General features: G+C 69.0%; 19 protein-coding genes. 9 read left to right on the forward strand and 10 right to left on the reverse strand.

Annotated features, from left to right (window positions below; all coding sequences use genetic code 11):
- Positions 1 to 101 precede the first annotated feature (101 nt).
- The gene (locus F4554_RS24465; RefSeq protein ID WP_179789742.1) at positions 102 to 2,606 is read left to right on the forward strand and encodes a DUF4091 domain-containing protein; all 2,505 of its coding nucleotides are present in this window, start codon (positions 102 to 104) and stop codon (positions 2,604 to 2,606) included.
- A gap of 93 nt (positions 2,607 to 2,699) precedes the next feature.
- Positions 2,700 to 3,215: a GNAT family N-acetyltransferase gene (locus F4554_RS24470; RefSeq protein ID WP_179789743.1), complete on the forward strand. Its 516-nt coding sequence runs from the start codon at positions 2,700 to 2,702 to the stop codon at positions 3,213 to 3,215.
- A gap of 168 nt (positions 3,216 to 3,383) precedes the next feature.
- Here the strand turns inward: F4554_RS24470 and F4554_RS24475 are convergent, their stop codons facing one another.
- Entirely contained in the window at positions 3,384 to 3,551 is a 168-nt protein-coding gene (locus F4554_RS24475) for a hypothetical protein (RefSeq protein WP_179789744.1), read from the reverse strand.
- A gap of 90 nt (positions 3,552 to 3,641) precedes the next feature.
- On the opposite strand from F4554_RS24475, the gene F4554_RS24480 reads away from it, so the two are divergent.
- Together F4554_RS24480 and F4554_RS24485 are read left to right on the forward strand one after the other, a co-directional pair.
- Complete coding sequence (locus F4554_RS24480; protein WP_179789745.1) at positions 3,642 to 4,952, forward strand: VOC family protein; 1,311 nt, start codon at positions 3,642 to 3,644, stop codon at positions 4,950 to 4,952.
- Positions 4,936 to 5,949, forward strand: a complete 1,014-nt coding sequence (locus tag F4554_RS24485) for an acyltransferase domain-containing protein (protein WP_202889446.1) — start codon at positions 4,936 to 4,938, stop codon at positions 5,947 to 5,949. Before F4554_RS24480 ends, F4554_RS24485 begins: the two co-directional genes overlap by 17 nt.
- Positions 5,950 to 5,965: 16 nt before the next feature.
- On the opposite strand, the gene F4554_RS24490 is transcribed toward F4554_RS24485, so the two are convergent.
- A complete protein-coding gene (locus tag F4554_RS24490; RefSeq protein ID WP_179789746.1) occupies positions 5,966 to 6,940 on the reverse strand; it encodes a nucleotidyltransferase domain-containing protein in 975 nt (324 codons plus the stop codon).
- Between the two features lie 149 nt (positions 6,941 to 7,089).
- Here F4554_RS24490 and F4554_RS24495 point away from each other — a divergent pair, with 149 nt between their 5' ends.
- Positions 7,090 to 7,881 (forward strand): VOC family protein, encoded by a 792-nt coding sequence (locus F4554_RS24495; RefSeq protein ID WP_179789747.1) that lies wholly within the window; start codon positions 7,090 to 7,092, stop codon positions 7,879 to 7,881.
- Here F4554_RS24495 and F4554_RS24500 read toward each other — a convergent pair.
- Complete coding sequence (locus tag F4554_RS24500; protein WP_337796186.1) at positions 7,863 to 8,633, reverse strand: polysaccharide deacetylase family protein; 771 nt, start codon at positions 8,631 to 8,633, stop codon at positions 7,863 to 7,865. The genes F4554_RS24495 and F4554_RS24500 overlap by 19 nt on opposite strands.
- 48 nt (positions 8,634 to 8,681) lie before the next feature.
- The gene (locus F4554_RS24505) at positions 8,682 to 9,641 is read right to left on the reverse strand and encodes a DMT family transporter (RefSeq protein ID WP_179789749.1); all 960 of its coding nucleotides are present in this window, start codon (positions 9,639 to 9,641) and stop codon (positions 8,682 to 8,684) included.
- A gap of 254 nt (positions 9,642 to 9,895) precedes the next feature.
- On the opposite strand from F4554_RS24505, the gene F4554_RS24510 reads away from it, so the two are divergent.
- The 4 genes from F4554_RS24510 (at position 9,896) to F4554_RS24525 (ending at position 12,916) form a co-directional block, all read left to right on the forward strand.
- Complete coding sequence (locus tag F4554_RS24510; RefSeq protein WP_179789750.1) at positions 9,896 to 11,023, forward strand: MGDG synthase family glycosyltransferase; 1,128 nt, start codon at positions 9,896 to 9,898, stop codon at positions 11,021 to 11,023.
- Between the two features lie 87 nt (positions 11,024 to 11,110).
- Positions 11,111 to 11,674, forward strand: coding sequence for a GNAT family N-acetyltransferase (locus tag F4554_RS24515; protein ID WP_179789751.1), 564 nt, complete (start codon positions 11,111 to 11,113; stop codon positions 11,672 to 11,674).
- On the forward strand, positions 11,667 to 12,002 hold the full coding sequence (locus tag F4554_RS24520) for a hypothetical protein (RefSeq protein WP_179789752.1): 336 nt from the start codon (positions 11,667 to 11,669) through the stop codon (positions 12,000 to 12,002). Before F4554_RS24515 ends, F4554_RS24520 begins: the two co-directional genes overlap by 8 nt.
- Complete coding sequence (locus tag F4554_RS24525; RefSeq protein ID WP_179789753.1) at positions 11,999 to 12,916, forward strand: aminoglycoside phosphotransferase family protein; 918 nt, start codon at positions 11,999 to 12,001, stop codon at positions 12,914 to 12,916. Before F4554_RS24520 ends, F4554_RS24525 begins: the two co-directional genes overlap by 4 nt.
- On the opposite strand, the gene F4554_RS24530 is transcribed toward F4554_RS24525, so the two are convergent.
- The 6 genes from F4554_RS24530 to F4554_RS24555 all read right to left on the reverse strand — a co-directional run bounded on the left by F4554_RS24530 (position 12,917) and on the right by F4554_RS24555 (position 20,767).
- Complete coding sequence (locus F4554_RS24530; RefSeq protein ID WP_202889447.1) at positions 12,917 to 13,657, reverse strand: methyltransferase domain-containing protein; 741 nt, start codon at positions 13,655 to 13,657, stop codon at positions 12,917 to 12,919.
- Positions 13,658 to 13,876: 219 nt separating this feature from the next.
- Positions 13,877 to 14,563, reverse strand: a complete 687-nt coding sequence (locus tag F4554_RS24535; protein ID WP_179789754.1) for a VC0807 family protein — start codon at positions 14,561 to 14,563, stop codon at positions 13,877 to 13,879.
- A 264-nt stretch (positions 14,564 to 14,827) separates the two neighbouring features.
- A complete protein-coding gene (locus F4554_RS24540; protein ID WP_179789755.1) occupies positions 14,828 to 16,534 on the reverse strand; it encodes a penicillin-binding transpeptidase domain-containing protein in 1,707 nt (568 codons plus the stop codon).
- A gap of 193 nt (positions 16,535 to 16,727) precedes the next feature.
- Complete coding sequence (locus tag F4554_RS24545; protein ID WP_179789756.1) at positions 16,728 to 18,671, reverse strand: ABC transporter substrate-binding protein; 1,944 nt, start codon at positions 18,669 to 18,671, stop codon at positions 16,728 to 16,730.
- A 9-nt stretch (positions 18,672 to 18,680) separates the two neighbouring features.
- Positions 18,681 to 19,733 carry an ABC transporter ATP-binding protein gene (locus tag F4554_RS24550; RefSeq protein WP_179789757.1) on the reverse strand — a complete coding sequence of 351 codons (1,053 nt, stop codon included), beginning with the start codon at positions 19,731 to 19,733 and terminating at the stop codon, positions 18,681 to 18,683.
- Positions 19,730 to 20,767, reverse strand: coding sequence for an ABC transporter ATP-binding protein (locus tag F4554_RS24555; RefSeq protein WP_179789758.1), 1,038 nt, complete (start codon positions 20,765 to 20,767; stop codon positions 19,730 to 19,732). The genes F4554_RS24550 and F4554_RS24555 overlap by 4 nt, the downstream gene beginning before the upstream one ends.

Below are 20,767 nucleotides of genomic sequence, written 5' to 3' on the forward strand. Positions count from 1 at the left end.
CCGACTGCTGGTCGAGCATTGACGAGCAAGCACGGCGTACATAGCATGCGGCGAGTAATGGTCACGTCCGTAATTCCGACAATGGTGGGACAGGGACGATCATGCTTCGACGCTGGATGACCGGCCTGCTGGTCGCGGGATCGCTGACGCTGAGCGGCATCGCCCTTCCACAGAACGCGTCCGCGAGCACCACTGTCTTCCAGGACTTCGAGTCCGACGCGGACCTGAACGGCATCACGGTGTCGGTTCCCCAGGTCGACTCCGCCACCCGCGTGCCCTACGGCACGCACGGCGAGAGCGGGCTGCGGTTCACCGTCGGTCCGTCCGACACCCCCGGCGCTTCCGCCTCGGCAGGGGTCACGCTGCACGCGGGCACCGCGAGCCTTCCGGTCACCGACTGGTCCGGGCACAAGGCGATCGGCTTCGACTTCTTCACCGACCTGCCCTACGACACCATCGGCCGGGTCACCGTCCGCGACACCAAGGGCAAGGCGTGGGGCGCCGACTACACCATCCACGCCCGCGGCTGGACGCCGTTCAACGCGGTGTTGTCCAGCCTCACCGCCGCCGGGGTGGATGTTCGGACCATCTCCTACATCGGTATCTCCATTCCTCGCGCGGACGAGCCCCTGGTCGGGTACTACGACGCGTTCCGCCTGGCCGACGACTATCCGTACGACCAGACCGCGTACGGCGACCGCGCGGCGTCGGCGCTGCTGCAGCTGTGCGGCTTCGGCAGCATCCTCACCGATCTGTCGAACCAGCTGGACGGGATGCTCCGCCAGGTCGGCCAACGGACCGCCGTCGACCAGCGTCTTCGCGGCCTGGTGGGTGACGAGCAGGCCGAGGTCGCCCAACTGCGGCAGGCCCTGCACACAGGCGGGATGGACTACGACGCCTACACCGACTTCAACTCCGCGGTGACCGAGGCGCGGCGAGCCGTGTCTCGCCTCGCGAACACGATCGACGCACGGGCGGACGCTCCGCAGTCCGACTTCGGTTTGGCGTCAGCGGACTCGATGTCGCTGGTCTACCCGAAGGATCTGCCGTTCACCTCCACCGGTCCGGCCCCGACGGCCGGGCTGGCCAAGGGCGAGCACGAGAGCGTGCAGGCGGTGGTGCTGCCGTACGCCGAGGAGCTGAAGGGCGTGCAGGCACAGGTGGCGTCGGTGCGTGGCCCACACGGCCAGCCGGCAGCCGAGTCCGACCTGCAGGTCACCGTCGATCCGGTCGGCTCCCTCTACACCAAGCCGAGCAGCGCCTACCGCCGTCCGGTCTACCAGGGGTGGACACCGGACCCGATCCGCGACGACCTCACCAGCGTCGACGTGGCAACTGCCGACGTGCAGCCGTACTGGATCAGGATGCGGGCAGGTGGGAACGCTCCCACAGGGACGTATTCGATCGCGGTGCGGTTCTCCGCCGAGGGCAAGGCGACTCGCACGATGACCGTCACCGCGAAGGTGTGGCCGTTCGCCATCCCGGACCAGCCGAAGCTGCTCACGGCGTTCCAGTACACCCCGAGGATCACCAACCTGGCGTACGGCGTGACCGATCCCGCGCAGCAGGAGGCACTGAAGCACGAGTTCTGGTCGTTCCTGAACGAGTACAAGATCAAGCCGGACCAGATCTACACGGTGGACGGGAATCCCGCGATCCCGGGTGACTTCAGCATCCGGCCCACCCCGGTCGAGGACGTGGTGTACGTCAGGGACCACTACGGCCTGCAGCACTTCAACGCGCTCTACCTGTATTCCGGACTGCTCAACCCGAGCAAACCGGAGACCTGGCAGGCTCAGATCGACACCTGGCTCGACCAGCTCGACACGGCGATGGCGTCCTACCGGGCGGCCGGAGTCGCGCAGTACGCCTACGTGTACGGGTTCGACGAGGCGTCCGGGCCGATGCTCCAGGCCGCCAGGCAGACGTTCGCCGCGATCAAGGAGCGCTTCCCCGACCTGCCGATCATGACAACCCTGCGGGACAACTCGATGGGCGTGAACACCGGTCTCGCCGGGCTGGTAGACATCTGGGTGCCGCAACAGGATCTTTACGACCAGGCCGTGGCCGAACGCACCAGGGCTCGTGGGGACCAGGCGTGGTGGTATCCCGACATCGCCACCGGCCACCCGTTGCCGAACTGGTTCAACGGCTTCCCGCCGATCGACGCCCGGATGCTGATGGGGCCGATGTCGTACCAGGCAGGGGTCGAAGGCGTCCTCTACTACGCCACCAACCGCTGGCTGCTGGACCAGCACGCCGAGCAACCGCTGGTTGACGACGGCATCTTCTCCAGGTTCGATCCGGTCACCTTCGGCACCACAGCGGGAGACGGGTCGTTGTTCTACCCCGGTCCTGACGGTCCGATGGCCTCCATCCGGATCGAGAACTTCCGCGACGGCATGGAGGACTACAACCTGCTGTGGACCTTGCGGAACACGCTGTCGGAGCACCCGAACGCCCCGGTGGGCCTTCGCGAACAGGCACAGGAACTGCTGACCGCGCAGGACGTGGTGACCAGCGCTCGCAGGTTCACCGAGGACCCGACGACGTACCGGACCTGGCGCCACCGGGTCGCCGGCGTGATCGAACGGCTCCAAGCCTGACCGACGCGGCGATATTCGGTTTCGCTTCACCCGATCGTCGGAGCAGGATGGGTCGCTGCACGTCGACCGCGCACGCGTCGAAGGGTGACACGCATGGGGACCATCCACACCGGTGTCGTCACGATGCCGCTGACAGTGCGGGACATGACCGAGGCCGACCTTCCGGAGCTCGCCTGCTTCTACTCACGGTTCAGCCTGGCGAAGATGCCCGCGGAGCTCGAGCGGGCGCGCACCGGCATCGTCGACCACGTGGTCGTGTGTACGCCGGCGGGAGTGCCGGTCGCGAAGGGTGCGATCAACTGGGATGAGAAGCCCGAGGCCGGCGTTATCTGGACCCTGTCGGTGCGTGCCGAGCTGCGTTCGATCGGGATCGGGACAGTGCTGATCCAGGCGTCCGAGGACCGGATCCGGGCACGTGGCCTGTCCCGGGCCGAGATCGGGGTGGAGGAGAACAACCCGAGGGCCCGCGCGCTGTACGAACGGCTCGGCTATGTGGCGTACGGCAGCGAACTCGCGTCCTGGGACCAGGAGGAGCCGGACGGCACCGTCCGGAAGTACGAGACCACGTGCACCCTGCTGCGCAAGGAGCTTCGGGCCGGCGACGCCTGACCTACGCGAGGTCGGGCCAGTTCGTCGCGACCGGCAGGAAGTGACGGAGCGCGGCCAGATCGAACTCCACGTCCGCGTCGGCGGCATGCGGGCCGGACAGTGTGTCGAGGTCGCCGGAGATCTCGCCCAGGTGCCGCTCCGCGGGTGCCTACTCCTTTCGGGCGCGCCTCATCGACGCCACGGCATCGCCAGCACTCCGAGCCGGCGCAGGATGAAGTCGAGCGCCAACCCCGAGACGCCGACCGCGGTCATGCAGACCACGATCGGGTTGGGATCGACCTCGTACTGGTAGAAGATCAGCATCAGCTGACCCAGTCCGGCCCGTCGGAGTCTCAATCAGCCATGGAGAGGTGTCAAGGAAAAGTAGCGGAGCTGGCCACGGTCGTGGGATGACCTCGGGCCGGCCGGCGGTGGCATGCTTCGGTCATGAGTGACGACGAGCGGCTGACCGCCAGGCTGTTCCAGCGGGCGGACGGTGCTGAGGACTGGCGGGTACTCAGGTTCGGGGCGAGCACGTGGTTCGCCGCGCCGTCGCACGCCGAAGGCGCGGCGCTGGTCCGCCGGATCGCCGACCTGCCCGCCGACGGATTCAGCACACCCGACGTCGACCTGCGCGCGCGTGGGGTACACGTACGACTTGGACGACGCGGCTCCACAGGCTTCACCCGCACCGAGGTGGAGGCGGCGCGTGGGATCTCGATGGCCGCTCGGGATCTCGGCCTGTCTGCCGAGCCGTCCGTTCCGCAGGCAGTGCAACTTGCCGTTGACACCCTCGATCCGGCTTCGGTGACGGCGTTCTGGCGTCCCGTCATGAGGTACGAACCCAAGGGCGGCGACGTCCTCGCCGACCCGATGCGCCGGGACCCGCCGTTCTGGTTCCAGCAACAGGACGCACCACGTCCACTGCGCAACCGGATCCACGTCGACGTCGCTCACCCGCACCTGTTCGCGCTCGAGGCCGCTAAGGCGGCCAGGGCCGTTGGCGGCGCGCATGCACATGCCGGTGACTACTACGGCACGTTCGCCGACGCCGAGGGGAACGAGGTGGACATCATCCCGCTGGTGCCCGAGGACACCTTCGGCGACGACCCGGACCTCGCCGACTGGCGCGAGCTGTTCGGTGGGATGACGTTCTACCCGGTCGGCTCGCGGGCGCGGGCGGCCGAACTGGCCACCGTCGTGGCCAGGCTCGCCGACGACGCCGGCCTGCCACTCCTGGTGGACCTGCGTCCGGAAGGCGTCACCATCGACACCGGCAAGGACCAGTGCGAGGACGAGCGGTTCCCCGACCTTGCTCGCCGGGTCCAGGCGGCCGCTCGTGACCTGGGCCTGACCGCGGACCCCAGTCGCCTGCGCTTCGTCCAGGTCGGCGTCGACGCGGTCGACATTCCAGCCGTCCGTGCCTTCTGGAAGGCCGTCCTGGGGTACGAGTACGACCCGCGGCCCGGGGTCACCGACATCTACGATCCACACCGGCTCAACCCACCGGTGTTCTTCCAGCGGATGTCCGAGTCGGAGGAGGCTCGCCGTAGGCAGCGCAACCGCATCCACGTCGACGTGTACGTTCCCGACGACCAGGCACAGGCCCGCATCGACGCCGCCCTCGCCGCCGGAGGACGCGTCGTGTACGACGACGAGGCACCGGAGTGGTGGACGCTCGCGGACCCGGAGGGCAACGAGGTGGACATCGCCGTCATGGTGGGCAGGGAGGACGCGGGGCGTGGACGTCATCGATGAGTTCGTACGCGACGGTGCCGCGGCCCAGGTGCTGGCCGGACTCGTCAAGTCGCTGGGTGAACCGCCGTTCGAGGTCGCACTTCCCGCGGCCGACGACCTGCCGGCCCTGCTGCTCGAACTCGCGGTGCCGCACGAGGACATCGACGAGCTCACCGCTTCGCTGCCGAGTCGCGAGCGGGACCCACGGGTGTGGCGGTTCCTGGAGTACTGCACCCACCTGGTCGTCAGTCAGATGGGCGCCGCCGGGCCGGAAGTGCCGTTCCCCGAACTCTCGCCCGCCATGGGTGCCCTGCGGCGGTACTTCTACGTGTACGTCTACCTGGCCGCCCGGCCGCACGTCCGGGCCTTTCACCGGGAGCGCGGGATCCCCGACGACATCTCCCGCCTGACCCTCGCCGACCTCGGCCGGGTGCTGGCCGACCACCGGTTCTGGTACGGCACCGGTGGGATCGACACGGAGCTGGCGTCCTGGCTCACGGGACACTTCCGCGGGGCGCTCTACCAACTCGGCCGGCTGCAGTTCCAGCGGGTGACGCTCGGAAACCGGACCGGCAAGGCGATCACCGCAGCCGGCCTGCCGTACGGCCCGGGTGATCCCGCACTCGCGGTGCACGTGCCGGCTACCTACGGCCCGATGATTCCGGCCTCGTGCGAGAAGTCGTTCGCGATGGCGAGGGACTTCTTCGCCCGGCACTTCCCGGAGGAGGAGTACCACATCGCGGTGTGCTACTCCTGGCTGCTGGACGACCAGCTCGCGGACTACCTACCGGCGGAGAGCAACATCGTCCGGTTCCAGCGGCGCTTCCGCCCGGCGTACGAAGCCAATGAGGACGACGCGATCATTCTCCGGTTCGTCTTCGGCCGGGTCGGTGCCGACCTTGCCGACCTTCCTCGCCGATCGACTCTGCAACGTGCGATCGTCGACCATCTCCGGGCCGGCCGCCACTGGCACGGCGGCGCGGGCTGGTGCGTGCTCGGCTCCGGCCTGGCAACCTGAACAACGGCGGCGGTTCTCAGCCCGATGCGGGGTCGCCGACCTTGCGCAGCGCGTCGACCATCTCCTGGTCGGAGAAGACGATCTGCTTACAGCGTTCGGCCGCGAGCCGTTGCCGCTCGGAGTCGCCGGACGCAAGCTCGGTCAGCTGATACCGCCGGTACACCGTGAGGTAGTGGTTCTGGAAGTCCAGGGTGCGCCCGCACAGCGCGCGGAGCGTACGCCGGTCCGCCGGGTCCGACGGCAGTCCGTAGTGCCAGCGGTTGCGGCACAGGTCGTGCACCTGAACCACGAGTTCGGTCCACTCGTCGGCGACGTGCTTCTGGTAGAGCTCGACGCACGCCGCCTTGTCGCGTACGTACTGGCCGCCGGACAGGGCGATGATCGCGGTCGCGGTCCAGCCGACCGTCGCGATGAGCAGCTTCGTGCTGGGCTGGTCAACCCCGTCGGGTCCGGGCATCATCCACTGGTCGAAGCCGAAGAAGGGACCGTCCGGGTCGAGGTGCCGCAGCGGGTGGACCAGTGGCCCGGCGTCGTGGCGTTGTGCCGGGAACGAGTAGCTGTAGTAGGGCGTGTGGACGACCGAGCGCACGTAGGCGTCGGCGTCGAAGGCTGGCAGCTCTGCCCGGATGTCCTCGCCGTGCAGCAGTCGCGTGCCCAGCTTGAGGTCCAGCGCCGCGCTGAAGGCCTCCGGTCGGCGGAAGCCGCGTTCGCCGGAGACCACGATCTCCAGCAGGACCGGCGTGAGCTGTGCGCAGTGAACAGTCAGCGCCCGCGCCCGGTCGTACTCCGGCACGTCGGCGAAGTGGTCCTTGAAGACCACGTAGAGGTCGAGGTCGCTGCCGTCGGTGCTGGTCCCGCTGGCGTGACTGCCGCGTAGGTAGAAGCCCCGGATGCGTTCGGGAAAGGCGTTCTCGAAGATGCCGACGACGCCTCGGACGATGCGGTCGCACCGGCGATCCCCGGTCGACTCGACAAGCTCCGGCGCGGTCACATGCCAACCCTAGGCAGCACCACCCTTGCCGAACAACAAACCGGGCCAAGGCTGGACGCCGGAGGAGACCGAGGCCACGATGGGTGCCCCGACGTGCCCTGGAGCTCCTGTGGGCCCGGCGAACCGGCGACGAAGGCGGAGGCACGGCGATGGGGCATCTTCTTCGGGACAGCGACGCGATGACCATCACGATCGGTGCACCCGAGCTGATCGACGGCAGGGAAGGGCGCCGTGTGCTCGCCGAGTTCTACGGCGAACTGCTCGGCATGCGGGAGTTCGAGCCGTACGGCTGGCTGAAACTCGCCAGCAGACCACCTGGCGAAGATTACGCCGCGGGGCGCACGACCGACGGCGGCAGCCGGCTGCAGCTCGCGCTGGACGGCGACGGCTGGTCCGATCAGCGACCGCCCCGCTGGCCGGACCCGGAGTATCCGCAGCAGATGCACCTGGACATCGTGGTCCCCGACGCGGACGCAGCCGACAAGCTGGTTCTCGGGCTGGGTGCCACGCTACTGAAGGATCAGGACACTTTCCGTACGTATGCCGACCCCGCCGGGCACCCGTTCTGCCTCCACCCGGACCAGACCCGCACCGGCGAAGGAGCAAGGGTCGAGCGGCTGGTGTTCGACTGTCTAAGTCCTCGCGCGCTGGCGAGCTTCTACCAGGGCTTCCTCGGCGTGGAGAGCCGGCTCGAGGACTCACCCGAGTGGGTGGTGCTCGACCTCGACGACGACGATCTGCCCAACCTGGCCTTCCAGCACGCGCGGTTTAGAGCGGCCCGCTGGCCCGACCCCGCGTACCCCGCGCAACTGCACGTTGACTACCGCTTCCCCGACGGTGCGCCGGCCGCCATGGAACGAGCCGAACGACACGGTGCCATCCACTGTCCTGTCCCGGGCAACACCTACTCGGATCCCGCTGGTCACCCGTTCTGCCTCTGACCTGCCAAGGCGGGCTCTGTCACCCGCCGCCGGCGTGACTTCTCACTGCCACTTCGCAGGCCGTGGTCGCGAAGCGGGCCGACAAGCAAGCCTTGCGCGCGGCAGTGGCCGACGATGGTGTCCAGCGCGCCCAGCGCCGACCGCCACGAACCGGGAACGGCCGCGACGTCGGAGTCGTGCAGCAGGACGGTGCCCCCGCCGTCCAGACGGGCGAGGACGCGGCGGGCCACCGAGTCACCGTCCGCACCGGCCGCCCAGTCGCGCCCGTCGGCCGTCCACAGCACAGGCCGGAGCCCGAGCCGCCGGGCCGCGACGGCGCGGGAAGTGGTGAGGACGCCGTACGGCGGGCGGTACCAACCAGGCTTCGCGCCGGTGACGTCGGCGATGATCCGGTGCGCCTCCACCAGGTCGGTGCCCGCACGCCAGGGCCTCGTCGGCGGGTCGTGCCGCAGACCGTGCACGGCGATCTCGTGGCCACGCTCGCGGGTCTCGTACGCGACGCGTGGATACCTGCGGACCTGTTCGGCGAGGAGGAAGAACGTCGCCCGCACCGCGAGTTCGTCGAGGCGCTGGAGAAGGAGCGGTGTGGCGACCGGGTGCGGGCCGTCGTCTAAGGTGAGGGCGACGTGGCCCGGGTCACCACGCCCGGCAAGGCCCGGGCACAACCTGCGTACCGGGGAGACCGCGGTCACCGTCGGCAGCAAGTCGGCGACCGCCCCGGCGGCCACGAGGAGAGCGCCGGCCGTGGTCACCGACCTCACTGTCGACCTGCGCATGCGCGACCTCTCCCCCGCAACCGCCTACATCGCCGACGGCGGACCCGCCGGATCCTCGGGGTCTGCGGACTCCGCGGGCTGCTCGGCCGGACCCGGCGAACTCGACCGCCGGGCTTCGGCGCTGTCCGGCGGCGCGACGACACCGCTCACCAGCGGCGACCGGGAGAGCTCGACAGCCCCGAAGATGATCATCCCCAGGCCGAGGAGGGCGGCGACCAGCCACCACCCGTACAGCCGCAACTCCTCCTCGAAGAGCAGTACGCCGAGCAGGAGGCTGACCAGAGCATCGCCCACGGTGACCGCGGGCTGCGTCACGACCAGGGTCCCTGCCTGGTAGGCGTTCTGCAGCAGGAACAGGGCGAACAGCCCGGCCACACACGTGGCGTACAGCTGCCAACTGGTGAAGAACGCCGCGGCGCCGAAGGGGATCCGCCCGGTCGCGTCCTTCATGAACGCCGCCGTCAACGAGAACATGACAGCGGTGGCCATCCCCAGCGCGGCGGCTCTGGCCACTCCACGCACCGCACGGCCGAGACCGATCAGCGCGGCCATCACCAACGCGATCCCGGGCGCCGCGAGCAGCCATCGACCCACACCCACCTCGGTGTCCCCACCGGACGGGTCGACCGAGACCAGCAGCGCGACCACCCCGGCCGTGATGCCGACCACGGCGACCATCGAGCGCACGCCCAGGCTCTGGTGGAACACAACTGCTGCCAGCATGAGCGTGAACGGCAACTCGACCATCATGATCGGCTGGACGAGTGCGAGTGGGCCGGTGAGCAGCGCCGCACCCTGGAACACCGCGGCCGCGGCGACACCGGCGATTCCCAGCCACCACAGGGGTCTGCGGGCCAGATCACGAAGCAGGGCAAGGCGAAACGCCTCCGTGCTCGGCGCCGTACGCGCCTCGTACCGTTGCAGAACGGACGCGAAGGCGTTGCTCGCCGCCGCGAAGGCCGCGAGCACAGCACTGATCACCATGCGACCCGCCGGATCTGAGTTGGTCTCCGCCCACGCTCGTGGGCCGCGAACACCCCCGAACCCCTGTCCTCCTTGCCGAAACTGCTGCCCCGCATCGGATGCTGTGACAGCCTGGCACCGCGTCCCGTCCCACTGGGCCCCGTCGCCGCCCCGTCGGGCACCACCTGCGAGCTGCTTCGCGTCCGGCTCCTACCCGCATGCCCCGCCCGTGACACGGCGGCCGCCGGCGCGACCACCCGAGGACGGCAACGGCGATGTCTGACCCGAGTGTGCGGCCTGTCGTACCGAACGGCCGGCGCACCCTGATCGTGTCGGCGAGCATGGGTGGCGGACACGACCAGGTGGCGGCCGAGACGGCCCGGCGCCTGCGTGAACGCGGCCATCAGGTGCAACTGCTCGACCTGCTGCGGCTGCTGCCGGCGGGGATCGGCGGCGCCATCCGCTCCGGCTACGCGGCGACCCTGCGGTATGGGCCGGGCAGATACCAACGTGTGTACGACAGATTCGCCGATCCCGACGCCGCGCGACAGCTCGTGGAGCCCCTGGTCCGGCTGTTGGTACCTGCCGCGCGCGATGCTGTCCGCGCGGCCGACCCGGACACGGTCGTCACGACGTTCCATCTCGCCGCGGCGGTCGTCGGCCGGCTGCGGATGGACGGCGTCCTGAGGACGCCCGCGCTCGTGGTGCTCACCGAGTTCGCACCGCACGCGCTGTGGCTCTCGCCCGGAAACGACGCCTACCTGTGCCTGTCACCGGAGGGACGCGACCTCGCGGCAGGGCAGGTCGGTGCGCGGGCGTACTGGCTGGGCCCGCTGACACCACAGTCTCCCGGCAACTTCCCGAACAAGCCCGCGGACGGCGGGGACGAAACCTACAGCGCGGACGGGCGGCACCTCGTCGTCCTGTCCACCGGTGCGTGGGGAGTCGCCACCAACCTCGTCGCGACCGTCCGTGCCCTGGTCGAGTCCGGACGCTACTTCCCGTTGGTGCTGTGCGGCAGAAACGAACGGCTGCTTGCCCGCCTCGACCGGGTGGCCGGTCCTGGGCACGCCCTCGGGTGGCGGGACGACGTCGACGAGCTGCTGGCCGGCGCCTACGCGCTGGTGGAGAACTCCGGAGGGCAGACCTGCACGGAGGCGTTCGGCGCGGGAACGCCGGTCGTGATCCACCAGCCGCTGCCGGGGCACGGCCTCGCCGCCGCCGCCCATCTCACCCGGATCGGTGCGGTCACCCGGACGGACGACCCGCGCGACCTGCCGGCTGCCCTGGACTCACTGGGCCCAGGTACGCCGGCCAGGTCGCGTCAGGTCGAGTGCGCCCGTGCGCTGTTCCGTCCGGACAGCACCGACCTGCTGGAGTGCCTGACTCAGGTGACCACCTGACAGCGCCGGCTCGCTTATGCGCTTCGGTCATCCAGGTCGCGACAATCCCCTGGACAGCACGGTGATCGGTTGTGCCACAGTGTGGGCGTGACGACCAGACCGTGGCCGCTGCGAGTCGGCCCCCTTCTGCTACGCGACGCGACCGAACCAGACATCGAGGCGCTGCTGGCGTTCCGGAACGACCCGGCCGTCCAGCGCTTCCTGATCGCCACGACCGTGGACCCGGAGAAGTTCCGCGGCAACTGGCTGGCGAAGCCGTCCAGCACGACGGACTTCTCCTGCGTCGCCGAGGCCGACGGCCAGGTCGTGGCGATCGGCTTCCTCGAGATCGTCGACGGGATGGGGCAGCCGGGCGTGCCCACGGGGACCGACGGGATGGTCGGTTACATCGTCGACCCGCAGTACGCCGGCCGGGGCTACGCCACTCACCTCGCCAAGGGCCTGTTGACAGCGGCGTTCGACCACCTCGGGCTCCGCCGCGCCACCGCCGGCTGCTACGCCGACAACGCCGCCTCGGCCCGCGTTCTGGAGAAGGCCGGTATGCGCCGCGAACAACACGGTGTCGAGGACTCCTGGCACGCCGAGCTCGGGTGGGTCGACGGCTACACCTACGCCCTTCTCGATCGTGAGTGGCGCGCGACCCATGAGTGAGGACGACCCGCACATTCACCTTGATTCCAAGGGCATCCCGGTCGGAGCGAACGTCCGCAACATGCTGGCGGGGACGTTCGGGCTGGCCGCCGACGCGCCCCAGGTCGTGACCACCGGATGCGGACGACAGGTGCCGTACGCCATGACCTCCCCGCGACCGGAGAGCGTCACCTGTCTTCCCTGTCGCGAGTACGGCCGTCAACAGCACCTTGCGTTCGCGGAGATTCTCGAACACCGCGTACGGCTGGAGGACGGCAGCCTTCACACAGGGGGTGGGAGAGCACAGCAGCACCGCGATCTCGCCAGGAGATTCGGCAGTAAGCCATGAGCGACCACGACGCCGCGGACCTGGCCGTGCCCGCGAGGTTCCGCGACGCACTCGTCGCGGCCCAGGGTGATCGGGCGCGTCGGTGGTTCGACGGTCTGCCCGGCCTGGTCGGCGACCTGTTGGAGCGTTGGTCCTGTGCCGTTGCCGGGCCGGTCATGGCCGGGTGGGCGGGAATCGTGGTGCCCGTACGCCGGGCGGACGGCGGCCGTGCCGTACTGAAGGTCTCGTATCCGGGCGAGACAACCTACTTCGAGGCGATCACGCTCGCGGCCTGGGCCGGGCGTGGAGCTGTGCTGGTGCTGGAGCGCCACGACGCCGACCTCGCCATGCTGCTTGAGGAACTCGGCCCGGAATCGCTGGCCACCGTAGCCGACGCGGACGAGGCGATGACAGTCATCGGCCGGCTGGCCAGGCGGCTCGCCGTGCCGGCACCGCCGGAACTCCCACGTATGCAACCGTTTCTGCAACAACTGGTGGCCGACCTGCCCGTCATGTCGGCAGCAGCGGGTCATCCCCTTCCCGCCCGAGCCGTCGACGCCGCGGTGGCGACGTGCGCCGAACTCGGGCCGGACCAACCCGGGACCGTGCAACACGGCGACCTCAGCGAGTCCAACGTCCTTCGCGGAACCCGCGAGGACTGGCTGGCCATCGACCCGCAGGGCTATGCCGGCGAGATCGCGTTCGAATGCCTCACCCACCTGCGCGAACGCTGGACCGAACTGCGAGCCATGCCCCACCCCGACCGCGTGCTGCGCAGACGGATCGAGATCTTCGCCGACGCGGCCGAGATCGACGTCGAGCGGGCCCTGCGCTGGACGCAGGCCAGAGCGGTTCAGTCGATGCTTCGATCCCATGGCGGCGCCATGGACGACGACGGGGTTCACGAGTGGATGGCCACCACCCTTGCCGGCTGACTAGGGCGCAGGTCGCCAGCGGAGGCAGAACACCTCGTGGTGGATGCCGGCCGTGGCAGGCCCGACGGCCCGGCAGGCGCCGGACACGAGGGCGTGTGCCTCTCGCAGGCGTTCGCGACGTTCCGGCTCGGGCATGAGGACGAACGCCGACAGGGTTTCCAGGTACGAACACCAGGCGTCAGGGGTCCTGCGCCACGTCCACCGGAAGGTCGCGGTCTCGGTTTCGTCGGCCGGGAAGGGCGTTTCGCCGCCGGTCGCCTCCTCCGGCTGAGGTGCGTACGACGGATCCAGCGCGGCCAGCTCCTTCTCCCACGGCTCGATCGGCGACGCCATGCTCCACATCAGGCCCAGCCATCCGCCCGGCCGCAGAACCCGACGCGCCTGCGCGACCGCCGAATCGAACGGGAACCAGTGCCACGCGTCCGCCGCGAAGACCGCGTCGACACAGGCGTCCGCCAACGGAAGCTCCTCCGCCCCCGCGTTGTGAACTCGCGCGGATGGATGCACCCTCCGGAGGACATCGAGCATGCGTACGTCCGGCTCCACCGCCTCGACCCGAAGTCCTCGCGCCAGCAGCGCACCTGTCAACTTGCCGGTGCCCGCGCCCAGGTCGGCGACGACGCTCGCTCCCGCCGGCACCAGCCAGTCGACAGCCTCGTCGGGATAGGTGGGCCGCCAGCGTTCGTAGGTCTCGGCGTTCAGCCCGAAGATCGTGGCTCGGTCGGCTCGCGGTGCGCTCACTGCGTCTCCTCGGCCGGTCGGGAACGGTTCACACACAAGTGGCGTCTGCCGCTGACCGTAGCCGTTCCGCTCTCGTGACCGGATCAGGCCACCGAGCGTATCGAGACCGCGCGGTGTTCAGGGTGATCGGTTCGTCCTGTCAGGCGCGACTTCCACGTCAGCGCCGAGGACGTTCTCGGAGTGGAGGACGGGACCGTCCGGGTCTCCACCTCCACCGCCCTAGGACAGGCCCTGGGGCGCCATCCCCTGCGCGGGCTCGCACCAGGCGAGCCGGTACCCGCCGTCGCGCAGCGACCGGCGGAACCACAACAGCGACAGGACGAGCCCCGCGGCGAACAGCGGGACCGACGCCACGGTTGCCACCGGCACCGACCACGTGGTGCCCATGGTCAGCAGCAGGCTCAGCGTCAGGCTGGCGTTGACCAGCAGTACGGCGCCCCAGAGCAGGGACAGCCGCTGGAAGAGCCGGCGCAGCGGAGCCGAGCGCACCACCTCGAGGGGCAGCGGACAGAAGTCGTGGGCGAGCCGCTGGATGAGCGGACGGTCCAGCAGTGCCGTCAGCAGGAACGCCGCGGCGACGGCGTAGGTGGCCAGGGTTGGCTGGAGGAAGTAGACCATCGCCGACCCGGCGGCGTAGGAAACGCCCACCTGGACGACGGTCATCGCGGTCGTGCCGAGGAGTACCGCCGGCAGGCGCCCGCCTCTGACGACGCGGACGGCCATCGCGACCAACGCCCAGGCGACGGCGGCCAGCAGCGCGACGTGGAAACCCGCTGCGACGACGATGCCGTAGAAGAGTCCGAGCGGGATGAGCACCGACTCGGCCAGATGGCGGGCGATCTGCGCGGCCAGCCGCAGCCGGGGAGGCATGACGACGGTGCGCGTTCCGATGGCTGGGTGGTGCACAGGACCCATGGTCCGGAGAGACCGTGGGCGTCGTCAAGTCCGGCGCAAGCGGGCGATCGGGACTCAGGCGGCAACTCGTCCGCGCGCTGCTCGACGCCGGTGCGGACGATCTCCGGCGATCCGCCTGCCGGTTTCGTACCAGTCTGGGCGGCAGCCCCTCCCTCGTAACGGACATCTTCCGGTGGCACGTGCACGGCTCGTGGACGACCGCCCTGGAACCTGCACCCACCGATCCGTGGTTCCGGTCACACCCACCCGGGCTGGTCAGGAAGGCTTCTTCCCGGTGAGGTTCTTCAGGAACGCGGCCGCGACCGGCCCCGCGTCGGAGCCCCCGGACCCACCGTCCTCGAGGAGAACAGCCCACGCGATGTCGCTGTCCTCCTGATAGCCGATCATCCAGGCATGGGTCCGGCGCGGGGAGGCGTTGCCGTACTCCGCGGTGCCGGTCTTGGCGTGCGGCCCGCCGGGCAGACCGCGCAGCGCGTCACCCGCCCCGTCGGTGACCACCGAGCGCATCATCGACCGGAGGTCGGTGAGGACGTCCGGGCCGAGCGACTCCGGCGCCTGGTAGGCGTGGCGGACCGCCTCGGGGACCAGCCTCGGCTGGACGAACTTCCCGTTCTTCACGGTGCCCGCGACCGACGCCATCACCAGCGGCGACGCGAGGTCGCGGCCCTGGCCGATCATCGCCGCCGACCGGTCGAGGACGTCGGTGTTCACCGGCACCGAACCGTCGTAGGTGGACGCGCCGGTGTCCCAGACGCCGCCGATCCCGAACGCCGCGGCGGTCCTGGCGAGCGTACGGTCGTCGAGCCTGTCCCTGGCCCCGACGAACGCGGTGTTGCAGGAATGCGCGAACGCGTCCCGGAACGTCGAACCCGGAGGCAGCGTGAACTCGTTCTGGTTGGTGAAGCGCCACCCGTACACCCACTCGTATCTGGGGCATTCCAGGACATCGGAGGGGCTCAGCCCGGCCTTGAGCAGGGCGGCGGACGTGATCACCTTGAACGTGGAACCCGGGGGGTACTCCCCGATGAACGCACGGTTGTAGCCGGCCGGGGAGTTCGCGACGGCCAGGATGTCGCCGGTGGACGGCTTGAGCGCGACGATCGCCGACGGGGTGCTGACTCCGCCGAGCGCGTTGGCCGCCGCGCGCTGCACGTCCGGGTCGATCGTGGTGTGCACGTCCGCGCCCAGCTTCGCGCCGGGCGTACGCAGCGGCCTCAGCGCGCGTCCGGTCTCCCGGTCGGTGATCGCGATCAGGTACGCCGACCCGGACCCGGACCCGGTGAGCTGCTTGTTGTAGCGCTTCTCCAGGCCCGAGGTCCCCCTGCCCCTCGCGTCGACGTCGCCGACGATCGTGGTCGCAGCCAGCACGTCACCCTTGCTGTCCAGGATCGATCCGCGGGTGGACATCTTCGCCACGGCGAGCGTCTGCCCCGCCTTCAGCGCGGGGTGGACCATCGACGGCTCGAAGTGAACCACGTCCCTGTCCCGGGTCTGGACGATGCGCGCCTTCGACGCGTAGGTGTACGCGCCGACGCGCGGGACCTTCATCCGTACGGTGAACGGCACGACGTAGGCCTTGCTGCCCTTGGTGTCGCTCCTGATGCGGCTGGTCGCGCTCGGCCGGCCGACCTCGATCGAGAACGGCCTCGGCGCGAGGTTGCGGTGCACGGAGGCGAGGAGCGACGCCGCACTGCCTGGGCTGTCGGTGTACTGCCCCGCCTCGTCCCATTTCCCGCGTCTCCAGGCGCTGACGAAGGTGTTCATCCGCCGCTCGGCGCGCGCCACCGACTGCTTCGCCGCCTGCTGCTTCGCCTCCTCCGCCCTCTCCACCGTCCGGCCGGGGGTGCCGAGCAGCATCAGGGCACCGGCCACTCCTCCGAAGATCACCAGCGATACGGCGACGACCCCCACGATGACCCGGAACCGCCGTATGCGGTGTCGCTCCGAATCCCAATTCGTCACGTGTTCCACGCTGAAGATGAAAGCAAATTCATCGGCTCGTCGCCAATGTGGCCATCGGCGGCCGACTGCTCGGCTCCGGACGTCATCGCCGGTCCTGGCCCCGGTCGGTGGACGGGTGCGGCATTTGGACCACTTCGGGTGGATCCCCGCCGCCCCCGTCCTGACCGTACGACGGCGCCGTCCGGGTGCGGCGCTAGCTTCCCTTCTTCATCTGGAGATATCCGGCCTGCATCCACGTCACCGGTTGGGCCGCTCCGCCGAGCCCGGTCCACAGCCACTTCTCCGAGTCAGGCGGGAACTTCGTGTAACGGCTGGTGCTGTACGCCTCGTGGAACGCGTTGTTGTACAGCGGCAGGATCGGTAGGTCCCGGTTGATCCAGCGAGCCCAGTCGTAGGTGTACTCCGCCCACTTGCTCTTCGGCGCCTGGTTGACCTGACGGTTCAGCGTCGCGGCGATATGCACCTTGCCCAGACCGGGAACGTCCGCGTACGGTCCGACGCCGATCGCCACGTGCCCGTGGAACTCTCCCTTGCCGTCGTACCAGATCGGGTAGTTCCACGCCGGCAGGGCACCCGGGGCGAACGTCGAGGAGAAGTCCGCCAGCGGGTTCGGCGTGCCACCCCAGTCCATGAACCACTCGGTGACCGCGAACTGGCCGTCCAGCATCTGGTTGTAGTAGGTCCCCGAGTTCACGTTCACCTCCTCGGCCTTGATCCCGAAGTGCATCAGCATGTTCGCGATGGCCACACCGTCCTGGTCGAACTGCGAGTTCCCCGCCTCCTCGGTGATCGTCACCTTCCACTGGTCACCCTTGGGCGTGTACCACTTGCCGTTCTTCTTCGTGAACCCCACGCTCTCCAGCAGTTGCTTCGCCTTGGCCGGGTTGTAGTCGTAGGGGTTCATGGCCTTCAGCTGGGCCCTGGTGATGTACTTCGGCACCGCCATCGCGTCGTTGATGCCGTCGGGGGCGATCGCGGGCGGGTCCTGGATCAGCTTGCCGCCCATGTCCAGCTGGGTGAGCTGCTTGCGCTTGATGATGTACGCGAACGCCTGCCGGACCTCACGCAGGTTGTACGGATAGGTGCCCAGGTGGAACACCAGGCTCTCCTGCTGCACCGGCGACGGGATGAAGACGTAGTGTCCAGTGCCCGAGGCCTTCAGCTTGTCCACCTGCGGGTCGGTGAACTGCGAGAACTCCTCGAAATCCATGGTGCCGCCGGACAGTCCGCCGAAGGCCGCTGTGACGCTCGCGGGAACGATCTGGACCCACGGAACGCGGATGCTCTTCTGGTCCCACCAGCCCATCCACTTCTTGAACAGAATTCCGCTCACGCCGGAGTTCTGAAGCAGGTAGGGGCCGTTCCCGATGAGCTTGGCCGGCTTGAACTTCGCCAGGTTGGTGCCGGTCGTCAACACGGCCTTGCCCGCCGGTGAGTCCGAGGCCGCCTTGATGCTCTCCTGGGTGGGATTCAGGAAGTTGTACGTGTGCCAGTAGCTGAGCAGGCTCTTGTCGAACCCGGCCGGAAGGAGACTCCCGTACTGGCTGGAAGGCAACATCCAGATGCTCATGATGGACGACATGGCGTTGTCCACGACGACCCAGTCCTGGAGCTTCACCACGACCTGATGGTCGTTGGGAGCGGACAGGCCGGACATGTCCGCCCACACCGAGTTTCCGTTCGCACCGGCCAGCAGGAAGCTGTCCATCACGTCCTTGGCCGTGAAGGGCTTGCCGTCCTGCCACTTCGTTCCCTCACGCAGGTTGAACGTGATCTCGTGGCCACTGACCTTCCAGCTCGACGCCATCTCGGGCAAGTACGGGTTGGCACCAGGGCGGAGGGTGTTGAAGTAGGCGCCCAGGTTGAGCAGTGACAGGTTGAGGAACGGCTCCGGGTTCGGACTGTACGGATTGTAGGAAACGCCGCTGCTCCACTGCGGGTTGGCGATCCGGAGCGCGGTCGTCGTCGCCGAGAACTTCGCCGGATCGACCACTGCCTTGTCCGTGGCCTTGCCGATGTTCTCGCCGCCACCGCCGCCACCGCCGCTGTCGCCGCCACTGCACGCGGCGGCCACCAGGGAGAGCACGGCGGCCACGACGAGTACCGCCATCGCCCTTCGAGACCTCGCTGTTCTCATGGTTCCCTCCTACGTTGCGTGCCCTGTCTCTTCGGTGTGGCGAAGGCGGCCACCGGTTCCAGCCGCGTCAGTCGGTCCCCCCAGGCTCGTGAGTTCGGTGAGTGGGGGAACCCGATCGGGGAAGAAGCACGCAGCCCGGTGCCCCGGAGCCACCTCGGCCAGCGGGGGCGCCTCGCGGCAGCGGTCCTCCGCGAAGGGGCAGCGGTTGGCGAACACACAACCAGTGGGCGAGGGCTCTCCCTGGAGCCGGTGGGCGACGTCCTCGTCGCGGCGGATTTCGGCGACGTCGGGATCGGGCACCGGGATGGCTCGAAGAAGGTGGTACGTGTAGGGGTGCCGCGGCTGGGTGATGATCTGCTCCGTGGGCCCCTCCTCGACCACCACGCCGTAGAACATCACCAGAATGCGGCCACCCCTGGTGAAGTAGCGAACGACACCGAAGTCGTGGCTGATGAACACGAAACTGATCTGGCGTTCCTCGCGGAACTTCAGCAGGAGGTTCAGGATGGCCACCCGCATCGAGACGTCCAGCATGCTGGTCACCTCGTCCGCGACGACCAGGCGTGGCTCGAGGCTGATGGCACGGGCGATCGCGACACGTTGCCGCTGCCCACCCGACAGCTGGTGCGGATAGCGGTGCAGGAACGCCGGCGTGGCGTCAAGTCCTACTTGCTGCAGAGTCTCCAGCAACCGCTTCTCCACGGTCCGGTGCGTGGCGAGGCCGTGCCGCCGCAGGCCGTAGCCGAGCGTGGTGCCGATGGAAAGGCCCGGGTTGAGGGAGCTGTACGGATCCTGGTGGACCAGCTGGACGTCCCGACGCCACGCCGTTTTCGCCCTGCCCCGCAGCGACTGGATGTCCTTGTCCTCGTACCGGACCGTTCCGCCGCTCGGCTGGGTCAGGCCGGCGATGATCTTGCCGAGGGTCGTCTTGCCGCACCCGGACTCACCGACCAGGGCGACCACCTCGTCGGGTTCGACCGCGAGGTTCACGTCCTGCAGGACCGGACGTGCCTTCGTGGTGGCGTACCGGTGGGTCAGGTGGTCCACTTCGAGCAGGCTCATCGGGCCGTCACCTCCAGGTCCTCGTTCACCACGTGACACGCGACGAGATGCTGCTTGTCGGCGAGCAGCGGCGGCTCCGCCTGGGTGCAGACGTGCTGGGCCGATGGACAGCGTGGGGCGAACCGGCAGCCCGGCGGCAGGTCGGCGAGGTTGGGTACCTCCCCGGCGATGGGCCGGACCAGGAGGCCCTTCTCCAGAACGCTCGGGATGGCGTCGACCAGCGCCTGCACGTACGGATGACGTCGCGGGGACTTGAAGATCTCCCGGACCGTGCCCGCCTCGACCAGTCGTCCGGCGTACATCACGGCCACCCGGGTGGCCAGCTCTGCCACCACGGCGAGGTCGTGGGTGACGAAGATGATGGTGACGCCGAGCTCGCGGTGCAGGCGCCGGAGGATGTCGATGACCAGCCGCTGGTTGAGTACGTCCAGAGCAGTGGTCGGCTCGTCCAGCACCACCACCGACGGTTTGAGCAGCAACGCCAGGGCGATGGACACCCGTTGCTTCATGCCGCCCGACAGCTGGCTCTCGAACGCGTCCCAGACGACGGCCGGCGGCAGGCGTACGAGCTCCAGCAGGTGCTCGAAGTACGCTCGGCCGTCCCGAGGATCGGAGAACACCTCCGGATGTGCCTGAAGGACGTGCTCCACCTGGTCCCCGATGGTGATGACCGGGTTGAACGCGTTCATGGCCGCCTGGAAGACCATGGAGATCTCCAGGCCGAGCAGCTTGCGCAGGTCCTTGCGGCGCAGACCCCCCAACGCGACTCCCTTGAACCTCACCTCGCCCTCGGCCGTCCGTCCCGGTGGCGGAACGATGTCGAGCAACGCATAGGCGAGCGTGGACTTGCCGCACCCGGACTCTCCGACCAACGCGTAGATGTCTCCGGGCTGGACGGCCAGGCTCACGTTCTCCACGGCTCGGACCGATCCCGGCCCACTTCCGAAGCTGACGGTGAGGTTGTCGACCTCGACGATCGGCGCCCCGTCGCCGGAGCGCTTCACGGCGGTCTGGTCCGCGACCACGCCGGTCAT

The sequence above is a fragment of the Actinopolymorpha rutila genome, assembly GCF_013407855.1.
Taxonomy (GTDB): Bacteria; Actinomycetota; Actinomycetes; order Propionibacteriales; family Actinopolymorphaceae; genus Actinopolymorpha; species Actinopolymorpha rutila.

What these genes read in the sequence shown, in the direction of transcription:
- F4554_RS24550 (WP_179789757.1), bottom strand. Translation starts at nt 19,733, where the DNA reads ATGAGCCTGCTCGAAGTGGACCACCTGACCCACCGGTACGCCACCACG.
- F4554_RS24545 (WP_179789756.1), bottom strand. Translation starts at nt 18,671, where the DNA reads ATGAGAACAGCGAGGTCTCGAAGGGCGATGGCGGTACTCGTCGTGGCC.
- F4554_RS24510 (WP_179789750.1), top strand. Translation starts at nt 9,896, where the DNA reads ATGTCTGACCCGAGTGTGCGGCCTGTCGTACCGAACGGCCGGCGCACC.
- F4554_RS24495 (WP_179789747.1), top strand. Translation starts at nt 7,090, where the DNA reads ATGGGGCATCTTCTTCGGGACAGCGACGCGATGACCATCACGATCGGT.
- F4554_RS24480 (WP_179789745.1), top strand. Translation starts at nt 3,642, where the DNA reads ATGAGTGACGACGAGCGGCTGACCGCCAGGCTGTTCCAGCGGGCGGAC.
- F4554_RS24520 (WP_179789752.1), top strand. Translation starts at nt 11,667, where the DNA reads ATGAGTGAGGACGACCCGCACATTCACCTTGATTCCAAGGGCATCCCG.
- F4554_RS24555 (WP_179789758.1), bottom strand. Translation starts at nt 20,767, where the DNA reads ATGACCGGCGTGGTCGCGGACCAGACCGCCGTGAAGCGCTCCGGCGAC.
- F4554_RS24465 (WP_179789742.1), top strand. Translation starts at nt 102, where the DNA reads ATGCTTCGACGCTGGATGACCGGCCTGCTGGTCGCGGGATCGCTGACG.
- F4554_RS24525 (WP_179789753.1), top strand. Translation starts at nt 11,999, where the DNA reads ATGAGCGACCACGACGCCGCGGACCTGGCCGTGCCCGCGAGGTTCCGC.
- F4554_RS24505 (WP_179789749.1), bottom strand. Translation starts at nt 9,641, where the DNA reads ATGGTGATCAGTGCTGTGCTCGCGGCCTTCGCGGCGGCGAGCAACGCC.
- F4554_RS24470 (WP_179789743.1), top strand. Translation starts at nt 2,700, where the DNA reads ATGGGGACCATCCACACCGGTGTCGTCACGATGCCGCTGACAGTGCGG.